Annotated in this window: 15 protein-coding genes and 1 other annotated feature; of the genes, 14 read left to right on the top strand and 1 reads right to left on the bottom strand. The window is 29.8% G+C overall.

Annotation, left to right across the window (positions count from 1 at the left end; translation table 11 throughout):
* Window positions 1-261 precede the first annotated feature (261 nt).
* A complete protein-coding gene (locus RDX53_RS11535; RefSeq protein ID WP_307994202.1) occupies window positions 262-1,065 on the top strand; it encodes a HAMP domain-containing sensor histidine kinase in 804 nt (267 codons plus the stop codon).
* 433 nt (window positions 1,066-1,498) lie between these two features.
* On the opposite strand, the gene yidA is transcribed toward RDX53_RS11535, so the two are convergent.
* Window positions 1,499-2,314 (bottom strand): sugar-phosphatase, encoded by an 816-nt coding sequence (gene yidA, locus RDX53_RS11540; RefSeq protein WP_195931306.1) that lies wholly within the window; start codon window positions 2,312-2,314, stop codon window positions 1,499-1,501.
* Between the two features lie 226 nt (window positions 2,315-2,540).
* Between yidA and RDX53_RS11545 the strand changes: the two genes are divergently transcribed.
* The 13 genes from RDX53_RS11545 to RDX53_RS11605 all read left to right on the top strand — a co-directional run bounded on the left by RDX53_RS11545 (window position 2,541) and on the right by RDX53_RS11605 (window position 16,568).
* Window positions 2,541-4,100, top strand: a complete 1,560-nt coding sequence (locus RDX53_RS11545; protein ID WP_195931305.1) for an AbgT family transporter — start codon at window positions 2,541-2,543, stop codon at window positions 4,098-4,100.
* A gap of 73 nt (window positions 4,101-4,173) precedes the next feature.
* Complete coding sequence (locus RDX53_RS11550) at window positions 4,174-5,280, top strand: M20/M25/M40 family metallo-hydrolase (protein ID WP_195931304.1); 1,107 nt, start codon at window positions 4,174-4,176, stop codon at window positions 5,278-5,280.
* A gap of 45 nt (window positions 5,281-5,325) precedes the next feature.
* On the top strand, window positions 5,326-6,660 hold the full coding sequence (locus RDX53_RS11555; protein ID WP_195931303.1) for an amidohydrolase: 1,335 nt from the start codon (window positions 5,326-5,328) through the stop codon (window positions 6,658-6,660).
* 128 nt (window positions 6,661-6,788) lie between these two features.
* Window positions 6,789-6,971 (top strand): hypothetical protein, encoded by a 183-nt coding sequence (locus RDX53_RS11560; protein ID WP_207743868.1) that lies wholly within the window; start codon window positions 6,789-6,791, stop codon window positions 6,969-6,971.
* A gap of 1 nt (window position 6,972) precedes the next feature.
* Entirely contained in the window at window positions 6,973-7,146 is a 174-nt protein-coding gene (locus tag RDX53_RS11565) for a hypothetical protein (protein WP_207743867.1), read from the top strand.
* Window positions 7,147-7,726: 580 nt separating this feature from the next.
* Window positions 7,727-10,462: a bifunctional acetaldehyde-CoA/alcohol dehydrogenase gene (adhE, locus tag RDX53_RS11570; protein ID WP_195931302.1), complete on the top strand. Its 2,736-nt coding sequence runs from the start codon at window positions 7,727-7,729 to the stop codon at window positions 10,460-10,462.
* 521 nt (window positions 10,463-10,983) lie between these two features.
* Window positions 10,984-11,223, top strand: a binding site (T-box leader).
* Window positions 11,224-11,348: 125 nt separating this feature from the next.
* Entirely contained in the window at window positions 11,349-12,353 is a 1,005-nt protein-coding gene (gene asnA / locus RDX53_RS11575) for an aspartate--ammonia ligase (RefSeq protein WP_195929662.1), read from the top strand.
* Window positions 12,354-12,710: 357 nt separating this feature from the next.
* Complete coding sequence (locus RDX53_RS11580) at window positions 12,711-13,100, top strand: hypothetical protein (protein ID WP_195929663.1); 390 nt, start codon at window positions 12,711-12,713, stop codon at window positions 13,098-13,100.
* A gap of 2 nt (window positions 13,101-13,102) precedes the next feature.
* Window positions 13,103-13,273, top strand: a complete 171-nt coding sequence (locus RDX53_RS11585) for a hypothetical protein (protein WP_195929664.1) — start codon at window positions 13,103-13,105, stop codon at window positions 13,271-13,273.
* An 89-nt stretch (window positions 13,274-13,362) separates the two neighbouring features.
* Window positions 13,363-14,295, top strand: coding sequence for an AEC family transporter (locus RDX53_RS11590; protein ID WP_243269548.1), 933 nt, complete (start codon window positions 13,363-13,365; stop codon window positions 14,293-14,295).
* Window positions 14,296-14,614: 319 nt separating this feature from the next.
* On the top strand, window positions 14,615-15,760 hold the full coding sequence (locus RDX53_RS11595; protein WP_195929665.1) for a 1-propanol dehydrogenase PduQ: 1,146 nt from the start codon (window positions 14,615-14,617) through the stop codon (window positions 15,758-15,760).
* 23 nt (window positions 15,761-15,783) lie between these two features.
* Window positions 15,784-16,134, top strand: a complete 351-nt coding sequence (locus tag RDX53_RS11600; protein WP_195929666.1) for a BMC domain-containing protein — start codon at window positions 15,784-15,786, stop codon at window positions 16,132-16,134.
* Between the two features lie 2 nt (window positions 16,135-16,136).
* Window positions 16,137-16,568: a EutP/PduV family microcompartment system protein gene (locus RDX53_RS11605; protein ID WP_195929667.1), complete on the top strand. Its 432-nt coding sequence runs from the start codon at window positions 16,137-16,139 to the stop codon at window positions 16,566-16,568.
* The last annotated feature ends 232 nt before the right edge of the window (window positions 16,569-16,800 follow it).

Consider the following 16,800-nt stretch of genomic DNA (forward strand, 5'->3'; position numbering starts at 1 on the left):
AATATTTTATTGTTAATTGTATATTTAAAAATTAATATATCTAAATATAAAAATTATTGGTTTTAAACGAAGCTATCGATTATGTTTTTTTTTATTTTAAAAATAATAATAAATATATTTATTTTTATAAAACTTAAAGATTATAACATAAATATATTTATAATTACATGTTGTTTTACTATTATAATTTTAGGAATATTTTATTTACAAAAGATAGTTTTTAAAAATTATATAAATGATATACTGACAAAACTATCTGATATGCTTGCTACGATTTCTGATATGAATGAAATAGAAGTTTTTTCTATGATTGATGATTCTATATTTTCAAAGCTACAACATCAAACGTTGAGATTAATAAATATTTTAAAATCACAAAATAAAAAGATGGAATATGAAAAAAATGAGATAAAATCATTGATATCAGACATAGCTCACCAATTAAAGACTCCGCTTACTAACATGAAGATTTATAGTGAGTTTTTACAAGATGAAAACTTATTAGAAGAAGACAGAATAGAATTTAATAAAGTCATAATGTTATCTTTGGATAAATTATGTTTTTTAGTAGAAAGTATGATAAAGATGTCTAGGCTTGAAAGTTCTATAATAAATCTACATAAAAGACCCTCAGAAATAAATGAATCGATTTTAAGTGCAATAACACAACTTTATAAAAAAGCACAACTCAAAAATATAAAGATAGAATTTAGTCCAAAAGAAAATATAAAGCTAAATTATGATGAAAAATGGACGACTGAAGCTATATTTAACATAATTGAAAATGCTATAAAATATTCGCATAAAGACAGTACTATTTTTATAAATGTTGAGAAATACGAAATATTTACTAGAATCGATATTAAAGATGAAGGTATAGGCATATCTGAAGAAGAAATACCAAAAATATTTAGGCGATTTTATAGAGGGTCAAACGTATTAAATGAAGAGGGAATAGGAATTGGGCTTTATTTAAGTAGAGAGATAGTTACAAAACAGGGCGGATATATAAAGGTTAAATCATATAAAAATGGAAGTATATTCTCGATATTTTTACCAAATTAAAAAATTTATAGGACATATCAAATTTATAGAATAAAATCTATGTATTTGTAATATATATAAATTATATTTAAAATTGTTTGGGGATCAATTATCTATAAAATACTAAAGTAGATTTAATATCCTGAATGTAATTAAATTTTTTAATTCGTATGACGATAATCTTAGGATTACTTTAAAGTAGCATAAAGAAAATCAATCAAAAAACTTTTAAAAGCGAACATTTAAACAAGAGATTATCCGACGAAATCTCGGAGAAGAAAAATGTCCTCCATTTGCCAAAGTTATAAATTTTAGCAAAAAGATAGAGTAACAAGTGTTTTAACAAGCACTATGTTACTCTATTTTTTTCTAAGAAAATTATATATTATCTTATTTATAGATAATTTATAATTTCTGACTTATTATATAAATTAGCGGACAAAGCCGTTTACTATTATCTATTTAATATAAATTTATCTATAACGTGAGCAACACCGTCTTCATCATTAGTGCTAGTCACATAGTTTGCAATATTTTTAATATCATCAGTTGCATTCCCCATAGCAACACCAAGCCCTGCGTATTCTATCATGTGTTTGTCGTTACCAGCATCCCCAACACAGATAACTTCCTCTGGATTTATGCCAAGTTTTTCTGATAAAAGACCAATACCAGCACCTTTATTTGCATCACGATTTAAGAATTCTAAGAAAAATGGAGTACTTCTAACGATTGTGTATCTTTCGTAGTATTCTTCTGGTATTTTCTTTATACATTCGTTTAATATTTCTGGATGATCTATCATCATAAATTTAGACATAGCTATATCTTTAGGAACTTCATCTAATTCAGTTACGTTTAGATGAACACCAGTTAAGTAAGCCTCTAAAATAGTATAATCACTTACATCTCTATTAAAAGTATAAACAGTTCTTGTATCATAGAAATGACTTCTAGAGCCTACTTCTACACTAAGGTCATATAAATCACAAAGGTCTTCATAATCTAATGTTAAGTGAGAGATAGGTTTTCCAGTATGTGCATCTTGAACAAGAGCTCCATTAAATGTACTAACATAATCGCCTTCTTCTTTAAGATTTAATTCATCAAGAAAGTTCTCAACACCCTTTAGAGGTCTCCCTGTGCATAACACAACTTTGACACCTTTTTCTTTACTTTTTCTTATTGCCTCTTTGACATTTTCTGTGATTTGATTAGAACTATTTAATAAAGTACCATCAATGTCTAATGCTATTAATTTATATCCCATATCTACCTCCTAAATATATTTGTTTTTAATTATAATTTAATATTTAAAAAAAGTAAATATGATAGAAATTTGTCGAAATAAATGAGGAAATAAGTCAAAAAGAATGTACTGGTAAAATTTTGCGGAAAATATTGACAATTAATGACTCGTGAGATAGTATATTTAAAATAAGGTCAAGGGAGAGTTATGACCAAAGTTAAAAACATATTATAAAGGGGGAATTTTTATGGAACAACGACAAACTGTAGAAAGACAAATTGAAAATAAAAGTTTTTCAGACAAAATCTTAAGCAGTATCGAGACAGTAGGAAACAAACTACCAGACCCAGTGACAATGTTTATTGGTTTATGTGCAATTATTTTAGTAACATCTTATATTGTAGGAACAAAAGGGGTATCTGTAGTTCATCCAGGAACAAAGGAAACTGTAACAGCAGTCAATCTATTAAGTGTAGAGCAGCTACAAAATTTATTAGGAAGTATAGTAAGTAACTTCCAAGGATTTGCACCACTTGGATTAGTTTTAGTAACTATGATAGGAGCAGGTGTTTGTGATAAATCTGGACTTATGGTTACAACAATAAAGGCATCAGTATCTAAAATACCAAAGGAAAGAGTGACTCTAGTAGTTATGACAATCGGTATGTTAGCTAATATAGCATCTGATGCAGGGACGATATTATTCCCACCATTAGCTGCATTAGTTTATTTAGGTGTGGGGAGACACCCATTAATCGGACTATTCTCAGGATATGCAGCAGTATGTCTAGGATTTGCGGCAAATATAATGATAAGTGTAAATGATATATTAGCTGCAAGTTTTACTGTGCCGGCAGCACAAATGTTAGATGCGAATTACGATGCTAATGCAACAATGAACTTAATATTTATGATAGCATCTACTTTTGTATTAATAGCACTAGCAACTTGGGTAACAGAAAAAATCATAGCTCCTAGATTTGGGAAATATGAAGGAGATGCCCAATTAGATGTAGATCAAAATATAACTAAAGAAGAATCTAAAGGTCTTAAAAAAGCTGGAATAGCTCTACTTATATATGCTGCTATAATAGTAGGTTTAAGTGTGATAGGGGAAAGACCATTCTTAGCAGACCCAGAAACAGGAGCTTTATTATCTAGTAATGCGCCTTTGATGAAAGGTATGGTTCCTATAACTGCATTAGCATTCTTTATACCAGGATTAGTTTATGGAAAAGCTGTTGGAATAATTAAAAAAGATAAAGATGTTGTAAAACTAATGGGAGAAGCTATGAGCGATATGGGTGGATATATAATCTTAGCATTTGTAGCATCTCAATTCTTACAATTATTCACAAATAGTAATTTAGGGATAATAATAGCTGTTAAAGGTGGAGAATTCCTTGAAAATGCAGGAATTGGTGGACCAGCTTTATTAGTAGGATTTATAATACTTTCATGTTTTATAAACTTATTTATAGGAAGTGCGTCTGCAAAATGGGCAATACTTGCACCTATATTTGTACCTATGTTTATGATGGTTGGATATAATCCAGCATTGACACAAATGGCATATCGTATAGGAGATTGTATAACAAATCCACTAAGTCCATTATTCCCATACTTCCCAATAATACTAGCATTCACTAGAAAATATGACGAAGAAGCTGGTATGGGAACAATAATAGCAAATATGTTGCCATACTCAATAACATTCTTGATAGTATGGACATTATTATTAATTTTATTTATGGTGTTTAATATTCCTCTAGGACCAGGAATACTACCATCATATAGCTTACATTAAGGCTTTATTCAGGCATGGAACGAAAATTTTCCATGCCTTTAAATATAATAATTAAAAAATAAGGAGATACAAAATGTTATCAAAAGAGAGAATCATAGATACTTTTATTAAATTAGTTAAAATAGATAGTCCTTCTGGGGAAGAAAAACAAATAGCAGATTATTTAGTCGATCATTTAAAAGATAGAGGATTAGAAGTAAAGGTAGATAATGCAGGAGAAAAATTTGGTGGAAATGCTGGGAATATAGTCGCATATTTAAAAGGAAATAGCAAAGAAAAACCTATTACTTTCTGTGCACATATGGATCAAGTAAGCCCATGTAGAGGCGTTAACCCTATAATAGATGGAAATATAATAAGAACTGACGGGACTACAACTTTAGGTGCTGACGATAAATTAGGAATAGCTATAATTTTAGAGGCTCTAGAAGATATAATCGAGTCAAACTGTGAACATAGAGATATATACATATTATTTACAGTATCTGAGGAAGATGGATTATTAGGAGCAAAACAATTTACTGGTGAAAATCTACCTTGTAAAGATTTAATTGTACTTGATTATCTAGGTAAACCGGGAGCTGTTGCTTACAAGGCACCTGCTATGGAAAAGATTAAATGCACAATTAAAGGTAAAAAAGCACATGCAGGGATAGAACCTGAAAAAGGAATAAATGCAATTGTCGTTGTATCAGATGCCATATCAAATATGCATATAGGTAGAATTGATGAACTGACTACTTCAAATATAGGTCGTATAGAAGGTGGTGGAGCTACTAACATAGTTACAGATTCAGTTACTTTTACTGCTGAAATACGCTCTCATATAGCTGACAAACTTCAAGCAGAAATAGCACATATGGAGAATTGTTGTAGAGAGGCTGCACAAAAATTTAAAGCAGAATACGAGTTTATACACGAAAATTGTTATCCACCATTTTCACTTGATTTAGATAGTGATTTATATAAACTTACAGAAAAAGCTATGTTAAAAGAAGGCATAACTCCAGAGCCAATTGTAATCGGTGGTGGAAGTGACGCCAATATATTAGCAGCACTAGGATATAAAAGTGCAATACTTAGTATGGGAATGTATGAGCCACATGCAGTAACAGAGTACTTAAAAATTGATGAGATGATGCAGACATTAAAAGTAGTACGCAATATGATGGATATATAAAATAGATAATTAAATCAAAATATAAAATATTACAGGAGAAATATCATGAATAAAAACGAATTAAAACAACTTTGTATCAAGACAATAGATGAAAATAGAGACGAAATTATACGAATAGGTAATGAAATATATAAAAATCCAGAGCTAGGATATAAAGAATTTAAATCAACTGAAATTGTAAAAAATGCAATGAAAAACTTAGATGGAAGATTGGAAACAGAAATAGCATATACTGGGTGCAAAATCATAGCTAATGAAGAAAAATCTGGCCCTAGGGTTGCGATTATAGGGGAATTAGACTCTGTAGTTTGTGCTGACCACAAAGATGCAAACGAACTTGGAAATATACACGCTTGTGGACATAATGTCCAAATTGCTAATATGATTGGTGCTGCATTTGGAATATTAAAATCAGGAGTATTTAAGCATTTAGATGGTTCTATGGAATTTATCGCTATACCTGCGGAAGAATGTGTAGATTATGAATATAGAGCTAATCTACAAAAAGAAAATAAAATTAAATATATAGGTGGAAAACAAGAGTACTTATATAGAAATGGATTTGATAATACAGACATTATCTTACAATGCCATATGATAGGCTTAGAAGAAGGAAAAGAATGTATCATAAATACTGATACTAATGGATTTATGTCAAAGATGGTCACTTTCTATGGCAAGTCTTCTCATGCAGGTTTTGCACCACATGAAGGTGTAAATGCTTTAAATATGGCCCAGCTTGCAATGAATAATATACATGTACAAAGGGAAACATTTAAAGATGAAGATAAAGTAAGGGTAAGTATGGTTATAAGTAATGGCGGCGATTTAGTAAATGTAGTTCCATCAAAAGTAACTATGGAAATTATGGTTCGTGCATTTAGCATAGATGCTATGACAGATGCAAACAAAAAGGTAAATCGAGCTCTTCAAGCTGCTGCACTTGCACTAGGTGGAAATGTAGAAATAAAAGACTCTATAGGATATTTACCAATGAAAACAGACAGAAATCTAGGTGATATCTACAAGCAAAATATGATTGAATACGCATCTTTAACAGAAGACAACTTCATAATGGATTACCAAACAGCAGGTTCAACAGATTTAGGAGATATATCTCAAATTATGCCTTGCTTACATGTTTGGTCTAATGGTATTACTGGAGGTTTACATACAGAAGAGTACAATATGGAAGATGAAGAAAAGGCATATATACTTCCAGCAAAAATGTTAGCTCTTAGCTTGATAGATCTTCTTTATGATGATGCAAAAGAAGCTAAAGACATAATCAATAAATTTAATCCATTCTTTACAAAAGAACAATATCTAAACTTTTTAGAAGACTATGTTGCAACACATAGATTTAACTATATGGATTAAGATAAAAATACAATATAACTTAATTTTAATATAAATACTTCATAGATACTTAATATATTTAAAATACAGTTAGATGAAAGTTATATATATAATTCTAAATTATAAACTAAAGAAAGAGGTACAGTATTATGACAATGATTTATGTAAATACTGAAAAAAATAGGTTCTCTATAGAACAAAGAAGAGAGTTAGCACAGTCACTTACAGATGCTGTACTTATCCCAGAAATAGGTCAATTAGTACCAGGTGCTAGAAGAAATCAGAAAACAAGTATTAGAAAATGTTTTATACAGCCTTGCAAGGGCTTGTAAAATGGAACAACCGTCACCTACATGGTGGGTATCATTTGAAATAATTGATGAAGGAAGTTGGGGTTCTCGTGGAACTTCGCTATCTATATTAGATTTATTGGTCTCAGGAAGTTTTAGTAAAGAGCGTGAATCAGAAATAAGAAAATACTTTAAAGAAGTTTATAATAAAGAATAAAAAGTAATTTTTAAAGTAAATACTAAAAAAGCAGAAGCCCAACTAAAAAGCTTCTGCTTTTTAATTCTATGGAAATTATATATTATATGCTTTGTGGATAATATATAATTTCCAACTTATTAACCTAAGCAACGGACGAAGTCGTTGGTGATATGAACAAAGTGAATTTTAAGCAACGGAATTTCTGATTAGTTGGAGATATTAAGATAGTGGATAAGTTTAGTGAGATTTTTGACAAAAAAATAACGGTAAATGATGGATATTGGGATAAATTTAGACCCATTAAAGTATAGAATGTTGATATAAAAACGTTTTCTCGGTAAAAAATATAAAAAAAGTGATAAAAAAATAACAAAGTTGTTGACATTGAGTTTTGAATCAATTAATATATAAATATGTCAAACAAGACGTGGAAAAAAATGTATGATTGATTGACAACTGAAAGGGCAAATTAGATTTATAATACTAAAAAGTTATAAATCATAAGAATAAATTAACAAAGGTAAATGTAAATTATTAAGCAGAGAAGGAATGTAAATTTACATTATTACCGAGTATAAAAATAACAGGGGGATAAAACATGATAGTAAATAGTGTAGAGACATTACAAAAGAAAATGGCTCAAGTAAGAGCAGCACAAGCAGAATTTGCAAAATTCACTCAAGAACAAGTAGACGAAATCTTCTTCCAAGTTTCAATGGCGGCAAACCAAGCGAGAATACCACTTGCAAAAATGGCTGTAGAAGAAACAGGAATAGGGGTAGCAGAAGATAAAGTAATAAAAAATCACTATGCATCAGAATATATATACAATGCATATAAAGATTTAAAAACTTGTGGAGTTATAGAAAAAGATGACTCATTCGGAATAACTAAAATAGCAGAACCAATAGGGGTTTTAGCAGGAATAATACCAACAACAAACCCAACTTCAACAGCAATATTCAAATGCTTAATAGCATTAAAATCTAGAAATGGTATAGTATTTTCACCACATCCAAGAGCTAAAAATTGTACAATAGCAGCAGCAAAATTATGTTTAGAAGCAGCAGTTAAAGCTGGAGCACCAGAAGGAATAATAGGATGGATAGATGAACCATCTGTTGAATTATCAGGTGAAGTAATGAGAGAGTGTGACACAGTGTTAGCAACAGGTGGACCAGGAATGGTTAAAGCAGCTTATTCTTCAGGAAAACCAGCATTAGGAGTTGGATCAGGAAATACTCCAATAATATTCGACGAATCTTGTGATATAAAAGTTGCTGTATCTTCAGTAATACATTCAAAAACTTTCGACAACGGAACAATATGTGCATCAGAACAATCAGTAATAGTAGATGCATCTATATATGAAGAAGTTAAAAAAGAATTCAGAGCTAGAAAAGCTTATATAGCAGAAGGTGAAGAATTAGTAAAATTAAAGAAAATAGTTCTTGGAGCAAATGGCTCAATGAACGCTAAATTAGTTGGTAGACCAGCAATAGAAATAGCTCAAGAAGCAGGATTTGAAGTACCAGCTGATACAAAATTAATAATAGGTGAAGCTACTTCAACAGATATATCTGAACCATTAGCTCACGAAAAATTATTCCCATTATTATCAATGTATAAAGCTGAAGACTTTGATGATGCAGTAGATAAAGCAGATGAATTAGTACAAGGTGGAGGAATCGGTCATACTGCAGGTATATACATAGATGTTGTAAATAACCAAGAAAAATTAAATGAATTTGAACACAGAATGAAAGCTTGTAGAATATTAGTTAATACACCATCAGCTCAAGGTGGAATAGGAGATATATACAACTTTAAATTATCACCATCATTAACTTTAGGTTGTGGTTCTTGGGGTAACAACTCATTCTCAGGACAAGTTGGACCACTTCAATTAATAAATATAAAAACTGTAGCAGAAAGAAGGGAAAATATGCTTTGGTTTAGAACACCTGCTAAAACATTTATCAAAAAAGGTTGCTTAGGAGTAGCGATAAAAGAATTAGGACCAGAATATTATGATTTCAAAAAAGCATTTATAGTAACTGACTCATTCTTATATGAAAATGGATACACTAAACCAGTAACTGACCAACTTGATGCTATGGGAATACAACATTCAACATTCTCAGAAGTAGAACCAGACCCAACACTTGCATGCGCTAAAAAAGGTGCAGAACAAATGAGATTATTCAATCCAGATGTAGTAATAGCTGTTGGTGGAGGTTCAGCAATGGACGCTGCTAAAATCATGTGGGTTATGTATGAACATCCAGAATGCAACTTCTTAGATTTAGCAATGAGATTTATGGATATAAGAAAAAGAGTATACCAATTCCCACAAATGGGCAAAAAAGCTAAATTTGTAGCAATACCAACATCTTCAGGTACAGGTTCAGAAGTAACACCATTCGCTGTTATAACTGATGAAGAAACTGGACAAAAATATCCACTTGCAGATTATGAATTAATGCCAACTATAGCAATAGTAGATGCTGACATGATGATGCATCAACCAAAAGGATTAACATCTGCATCAGGAATAGATGCTCTAACACATGCATTAGAAGCATATGCAGCAATGTTACAAACTGAATTTACTGATGGTTTAGCATTACAAGCAACTAAATCAATATTTGAATATCTACCAAGAGCTTATGAAAATGGAGCAAAAGACCCAATAGCTAGAGAAAAAATGGCTCATGCATCAACAATGGCTGGTATGGCATTTGCAAATGCATTCTTAGGTGTGTGCCACTCATTAGCTCATAAATTAGGTGCTTACCACCATATACCACATGGTGTTGCAAATGCACTATTAATAAACAAAGTATTAGAGTTCAATGTAAACTCTGCTCCAAGAAAAATGGGTACTTTCCCACAATACGCTTATCCAAATATGTTAGCTAGATATGCTGAAGTAGCTACATTTGTTGGTTGCACAGGAACAGACGAAGAAAAATTTGAACAATTACAACAAAAAATAAACGAATTAAAAGCAGCAGTAGGAATACCAAATACAATAAAAGAATTTGGTATAGATGAAAAAGCATTCTTAGATACATTAGATGAAATGGTGGAAGCAGCATTTGATGATCAATGCACAGGTGCTAATCCAAGATATCCATTATTCTCAGAAATAAGAGAAATGTACTTAAGAGCTTATTATGGAGATGCTCAATATGAAGCAATGAACTCTATAGAAACTCAAAGAGAAGAAATAAAAGCAGAATCTGATGATGAAGTAAAAATAGAACATAAATCAGATATAAAAGAAAAAATAAAAGCTAAAGCTGAAAAAGTTAAAGCAGGCGTTAGATAATAAAAAATTATAAACATAAATGTAATATAAAGTTATAAAAAGGGAATAGAAACGAATAGTACTTGTCTATCTGGGGGGATAAAAGGGAACTATACGTGAATAGAAAACATACAAACAAATAGATAAAATCATAAAATTCATAACAATATAGATAATAGATAAAAATATATAAAAAATTATAAAAACCGTAAAAAATAGTTTAGTTTAAAAAGTTTAGTTTAAAAAGTTTAGAAACATAAAAATACCATGTATTAAAAAAACACAATTTATATATCAAAAGAGGGGGCGGCCCCTCTTTTGTATTGTCAAAATAAATACAAATTTATTATATTTTTTAGAAAAATTTAAATTTATTTTGATATTTCTTGTAACAAAATGAAAGTAAATCTCATAAAATAAAAATACAAATAATACTATATATCAGTATAAAAATTATTAGAATGGTTAAAATATTAAAAATATTTATTGACAAGAAATATTTATTGGTGTAAATTATATATTATAAAAATTGGAAGAAAATTCAAAAGGCAATGAAGGGAAGAGTAATTATAAATACTGAGTGAGAGCGAGCTGGTTATGGTGTGAGTCCAGTACAAAGTTTATAATGAAGAACATCCCAGAGCTACTAACCGAAATCATATTGAGAGTAGACTTAGTCGGAACCAAACCGTTACAATTGGTGGCGTATAATAGTACGCTAAATGAGGTGAACATTAGTTAATTTAGGTGGTACCGCGGAAGTTAAGTCTTTCGTCCTATAGATAGGATGAAGGGCTTTTTTTAATTAAAAAAATAAGGCAGTGCCTTATGTTATCATCTGAAATATGATTTTGAAAACTACAATAAAAATATATTTAAAATTTAAAGGAAAAGGGAGTATAAGATTATGTGTTTAGTAATACCAAAAGAATATAAAAATAGTTTAGGTGTAATAGAAACTCAACAGGCAATAAAAGATTTAAAGGATTTCTTTGAAAACAGATTAAGTGAAATGTTAAAATTAACAAGGGTATCATCACCACTGTTTGTTTTACCAGAAACAGGTACAAATGACAACTTAAACGGTGTAGAGACACCAGTAAGTTTTGAAGTACCATATCTTCACAAAGATGCTGAAATAGTACATTCATTAGCTAAATGGAAGAGAATGGCGCTTAAAAAATATGGATTCCAAGTTGGTAGAGGTCTTTATACTGATATGAATGCTATCAGAAAAGACGAAGAGCTAGACAACTTACACTCATTATATGTAGACCAATGGGATTGGGAGCTTGTAATAGCTAAAGAAGACAGAACAATAGATACTTTAAAAGACGTAGTTAGATCATTATTCCAAGTATTTAAAGAAACGGAAGCACATGTTCATAAAATTTATCCAGAAGTAGGGTGTGAACTACCTGAAGAAATAACTTTTATAACTTCTCAAGAGTTATTAGATATGTATCCAGATTTAACACCAAAAGAAAGAGAAGATGCAATCGTTAAAGAAAAGAAAGCAGTATTTCTAATGCAAATAGGAAAGACTTTAAGCACAGGTGAAAAACACGATGGAAGAAGTCCAGACTATGACGATTGGGATTTAAACGGAGATATATTATTCTACAACTCAGTATTAGACCAAGCGATAGAACTTTCATCTATGGGAATTAGAGTTGATGAAGAAGCACTAGAAAGACAATTAGAAGCAGCAGGATGCGAAGATAGAAAAGAATTAGACTATCACAAAGCATTATTAGATGGAAAACTACCTTATACAATAGGTGGAGGAATTGGTCAATCTAGAATATGTATGTTCTTCTTAAACAAAGCACATATAGGTGAGGTTCAAGTTGGAATTTGGCCAGAAGATATGATTGAAGAATGTAGTGAAGCAGGAATAGAATTATTATAAAATTTAAATAGATTAAAAGGCTGTATAATCGGAGGATTTATACAGCCTTTTTTAATTATTTTAATTATAAGGAAGATAATTTCATTTATATAAGGAAATTATCTTCCTGTATATATTATTGTTAATTATAATTTATTCTTCTATATTTAAGTAAATTGATATATTTGAAAACTATTTATAAAGATATAACAAATAAGAAAGTTTATTATAAAATAATATATATTTATCGAAAAACGATAAAAATAAATTGACATACAATAAAACGAAGAGTATAATTAATTTAGTAATATATTACAATGCTCAAAGATTATAAAGATAATTAATATCAATTTTAAAATTTGATTAGGGGGTATAAAGATGTTAAAAAATAAATCATTGATTTTAGCAACTTTAGTTGTGATTATATTAGGATGTATTTCGATTTTTTATTTTAAAAAGCCAGTTTTAGTAGAAGATTCATACAATATAACTGTAGTTAACAATACAGGCGAAGATATAAAAAGTGTAGGCTATGAGTCTAAAAAATATTCTGGAGGTACGATTAAAGCTGATAACAGTATGATACACAATAAAGAAGAGATGTATTTAGATATAAAAGAATCAAAATTTAAGATATTAATTACCAATAAAGAAGATAAAACAATTTTGAGTCAAGAAATGAATATAGATTTAAACGATAAAAACTACAAGGTATACGTTGAAAAAAATAAAGAAAATGAATTGGTATTTTATATAGAGGAGATATAGATATGTCATTTACAATGATAATTTTAGCAATAGAGGGACTTCTTATTATAGCATCCCTTATAGGACTTTTAACCAAGGCAAAAAAACTTAGCTTAATATGTGGTATATTGGCGATATTGTTTGCATTACTTTGGTATTTAGTTGCAAGTGGTATTTTGACAAACTGTGGATAAAATAAAACAACTTAAGACTTATATTATTTTATATAAAAATATGTTATCATAAACTTGTTTTTGAAAATAATATAGGGAGGAATTGAGATTTGATTAGTTTATTGTTAATGGGGCAAATAGGACAGCTATTTCTTATGATACTTATGGGGTATATTTTAGTAAAGTCAGGCTTACTAAAATCAACAGACAGCAAAACAATATCCGTAATTGTGCTTTACTTAGTAATACCATGCACAATCATAAATTCATTTCAAGTAGATTACACTGTAGAAACTAGAAATGGGTTGATTTTGGCAGTTATAGCGGCGATATTTATTCATATAATATTTTTTGCGTTGACAAAATTATTAGGTAAAATATTTAAATTTAACTCAATAGAAAAGGCATCAATTATATATAGTAATGCTGGAAATTTAATTATACCAATCGTAGCGGGAATTTTGGGAGATAAGTGGGTACTATATTGCTGTGGATTTATGTCTGTTCAGCTTGTATTTTTATGGACACATTGTAAGATGATGATAAGCGAAGAAAAGGGGGCAGATTTAAGAAAAATAATAATAAATGTAAATACTATAGCTATACTAATTGGGCTAATTTTATTTATAACAGGAATAAAATTGCCGGGAATAACTAAAGATACAGTAGCAGCTGTTTCAAAATTAATAGCGCCACTTAGTATGATAGTTGCGGGGATGTTGATGGCTGGTGTAAAACTTAGAACAATTTTTACAACTAAGAGAATTTACTTAGTAGCTTTAATGAGGATGATAATTTACCCAGCAGTTGTATTAGTATTTTTCAAACTAACTAACTTAACAAGTTATGTTCCAGATGGTTATACAATACTACTGATAAGCTTTTTGGCGACTATGACACCGTCAGCATCTACAGTAACTCAAATGGCACAAGTTTACGACAATGATGCAGATTATGCGAACATGATAAACGTATTTACAGTGCTTGTTTGTATAGCTACTATGCCACTTATGGTTATGGCTTATGAAATTATATTAAAATAATAGATAACTTATTTAATTATAAAATACAGATAAGCTATGTTTATAACAAAAGTATAAATTACATAAATTTATACTATTATAATATTTTGCAAATAAACTATACTATTTTATGATAAATGGTGGAGTTGCTTGACTAAATTAAAATAAAATAATATATTTAAAAAAAGAAGATTTAAAGGCTCTATAGTTTTAAGCTATAGGGCCTTTATTTTAAGGATTAAATTTTTAGATTAAATTCTAATTAAAATATGAAATTGTTGGCTCAATTAAAAAAGTAAATTATAATAACCATATGAAGCAAAAAAGGGGGAGGGGTATTTTGAAAAGTTTCCAAATAAAGACGAAGATTAATTTTGGTAAAGGAGCACTTGAATCATTAGAACAATTAGCAGGGAAAAAAGTACTATTGATAACAGATCCATTTATGGTTAAGTCAGGTTTAGTTAACGAAGTAATTAAATACCTACAAAAGTCTGAATATACAGTTTTCTGTGATATAGTTCCAGACCCACCTATGGAAGTAGTTACAGCTGGAATAAAAGAGTTTGAAAGATTTATGCCAAATGTTGTTGTAGCATTGGGCGGTGGCTCGGCAATAGACACTTCAAAAGCAATAGTATACTTTGCTAAGAAAATATTGAATTTAGAAAATATAAAATTAGAAGATGTAAAACTTATAGTAATTCCAACGACAAGCGGAACAGGCTCAGAAGCGACATCATTTTCTGTTATAACCGATGCTCAAAAGGGAGTGAAATATCCTTTAGTATCTGATGAATTGTTGCCAGATGTTGCAATATTAGACCCTGAGCTTGTGAAAAGTGTGCCACCAAATGTCACAGCAGATACAGGAATGGATGTTTTAACTCATGCAATAGAGGCATATGTATCTACACAATCACACGATTGTTCAGATGCATTAGCAGAAAGAGCTATTAAATTAGTTTGTGAATACCTTCCAAAAGCATATGCAGATGGAGATGATATAAAAGCAAGAGAAAAAATGCACAACGCCTCTTGTTTAGCGGGGATAGCATTTGATAAAGTTTCTCTAGGAATAAACCACTCAATTGCCCACGCAATCGGGGCAAAATTCCACATATCACATGGTAGAGCAAATTCACTATTATTAGTCCATGTTATAGACTATAACTCACAAATAAAAGGATATAAAACAATAGAGTTTTCTGAAACTGCGAAAAAATATGCAGAAATATCTTCATTTTTAAAACTAAATATTTTTAATGAAAAGATAGCTGTAGATAGTTTGAAGGATGCTATTATAAAATTGCAAAAACAACTAAATATGCCTCTTACTTTGACAGAGTGTGGAATAGATGCAAAAGAAGTGGAATCTATGAAAGATGAAATAGCAGAGCTTGCTTTAAATGATAATTGCACAAAAACTAATCCAGTAAAACCGACAAAAGAAGATATAATCAAGATTTTAGAGAAAATAATATAAAGTCATATAGAAAGGAAAACAAAATGGAAGGGGAAACTAAACAAAGGATAATACAAGAATATGTTCCGGGAAAACAAGTAACACTTGCACATATTATTGCAAATCCAGATGAAGATATATACAAAAAGCTCGGTTTAGTAGTAGATAAAAGAGAGTCACTTGGTATTTTAACAATAACTCCAAGTGAGGCTGCAATAATAGCAGCAGATGTTGCGACAAAAGCATCAGATATATCATTAGGATTTATAGATAGATTTAGCGGTTCATTAGTAATATCAGGCGATGTAAGTTCAGTAGAATCTGCAATAAAAAATATATTAAAGGTTTTAGGTGATATGCTAGGGTTTTCATCTACAAAAATTACGAGGACTTAATCATGAAGAATATAATTTTTATGGGGAAGACTGGCTGTGGAAAGACTACATTATGCCAAAAACTAGATAAATTAGAATTAATATATAATAAAACGCAATCGATACAGTTATATACTGATTCAATCGATACTCCGGGAGAATACATAGAAAATAGGGGATTTTATAATGCACTTATAGTTGCAGCAAGTGATGCTAAAATAATAGGGGTAGTTTATGATGCAACACAAGAGAGAAATTACATAGCACCTGGATTTGCAAGTAGATTTCCAAAGGATGTAATCGGTATAATCACAAAAATCAATTTAGCAACAGAACAACAAATAGATTATGCATGTGAAATGTTGAATATGATAGGGGTAAATAAAATTTTTAAAGTAGATACAATCGACAATGTGGGAATAGATGAATTATTTAAATATCTAAGAAATGATTAAAATAAAAAAGGCTATCTAAAATATATTATTAATTTAGATAGCCTTTTTGTTGTATATTGAAGTTGTAAAAAGCTTATTTAGATCTTTTATATGCCCTTATATCGTTGGCATATTGTTCTGATTTTTTAGTCATGAAAGTTAGATAATCAGAACTCTTTTTTAATTTTATATTATTGTTGTGTATTTTTACAATATTATATCTATAAATATAATTTATAAAACTATTATTTTC

The organism is uncultured Intestinibacter sp. (assembly GCF_902468165.1).
GTDB lineage: Bacteria > Bacillota > Clostridia > Peptostreptococcales > Peptostreptococcaceae > Intestinibacter.

Bases quoted from the DNA above. Each gene is read 5' to 3' on its own strand.
- RDX53_RS11535 (WP_307994202.1), top strand. From the start codon at position 262: ATGCTTGCTACGATTTCTGATATGAATGAAATAGAAGTTTTTTCTATG.
- yidA (WP_195931306.1), bottom strand. From the start codon at position 2,314: ATGGGATATAAATTAATAGCATTAGACATTGATGGTACTTTATTAAAT.
- RDX53_RS11545 (WP_195931305.1), top strand. From the start codon at position 2,541: ATGGAACAACGACAAACTGTAGAAAGACAAATTGAAAATAAAAGTTTT.
- RDX53_RS11550 (WP_195931304.1), top strand. From the start codon at position 4,174: ATGTTATCAAAAGAGAGAATCATAGATACTTTTATTAAATTAGTTAAA.
- RDX53_RS11555 (WP_195931303.1), top strand. From the start codon at position 5,326: ATGAATAAAAACGAATTAAAACAACTTTGTATCAAGACAATAGATGAA.
- RDX53_RS11560 (WP_207743868.1), top strand. From the start codon at position 6,789: ATGACAATGATTTATGTAAATACTGAAAAAAATAGGTTCTCTATAGAA.
- RDX53_RS11565 (WP_207743867.1), top strand. From the start codon at position 6,973: ATGGAACAACCGTCACCTACATGGTGGGTATCATTTGAAATAATTGAT.
- adhE (WP_195931302.1), top strand. From the start codon at position 7,727: ATGATAGTAAATAGTGTAGAGACATTACAAAAGAAAATGGCTCAAGTA.
- asnA (WP_195929662.1), top strand. From the start codon at position 11,349: ATGTGTTTAGTAATACCAAAAGAATATAAAAATAGTTTAGGTGTAATA.
- RDX53_RS11580 (WP_195929663.1), top strand. From the start codon at position 12,711: ATGTTAAAAAATAAATCATTGATTTTAGCAACTTTAGTTGTGATTATA.
- RDX53_RS11585 (WP_195929664.1), top strand. From the start codon at position 13,103: ATGTCATTTACAATGATAATTTTAGCAATAGAGGGACTTCTTATTATA.
- RDX53_RS11600 (WP_195929666.1), top strand. From the start codon at position 15,784: ATGGAAGGGGAAACTAAACAAAGGATAATACAAGAATATGTTCCGGGA.
- RDX53_RS11605 (WP_195929667.1), top strand. From the start codon at position 16,137: ATGAAGAATATAATTTTTATGGGGAAGACTGGCTGTGGAAAGACTACA.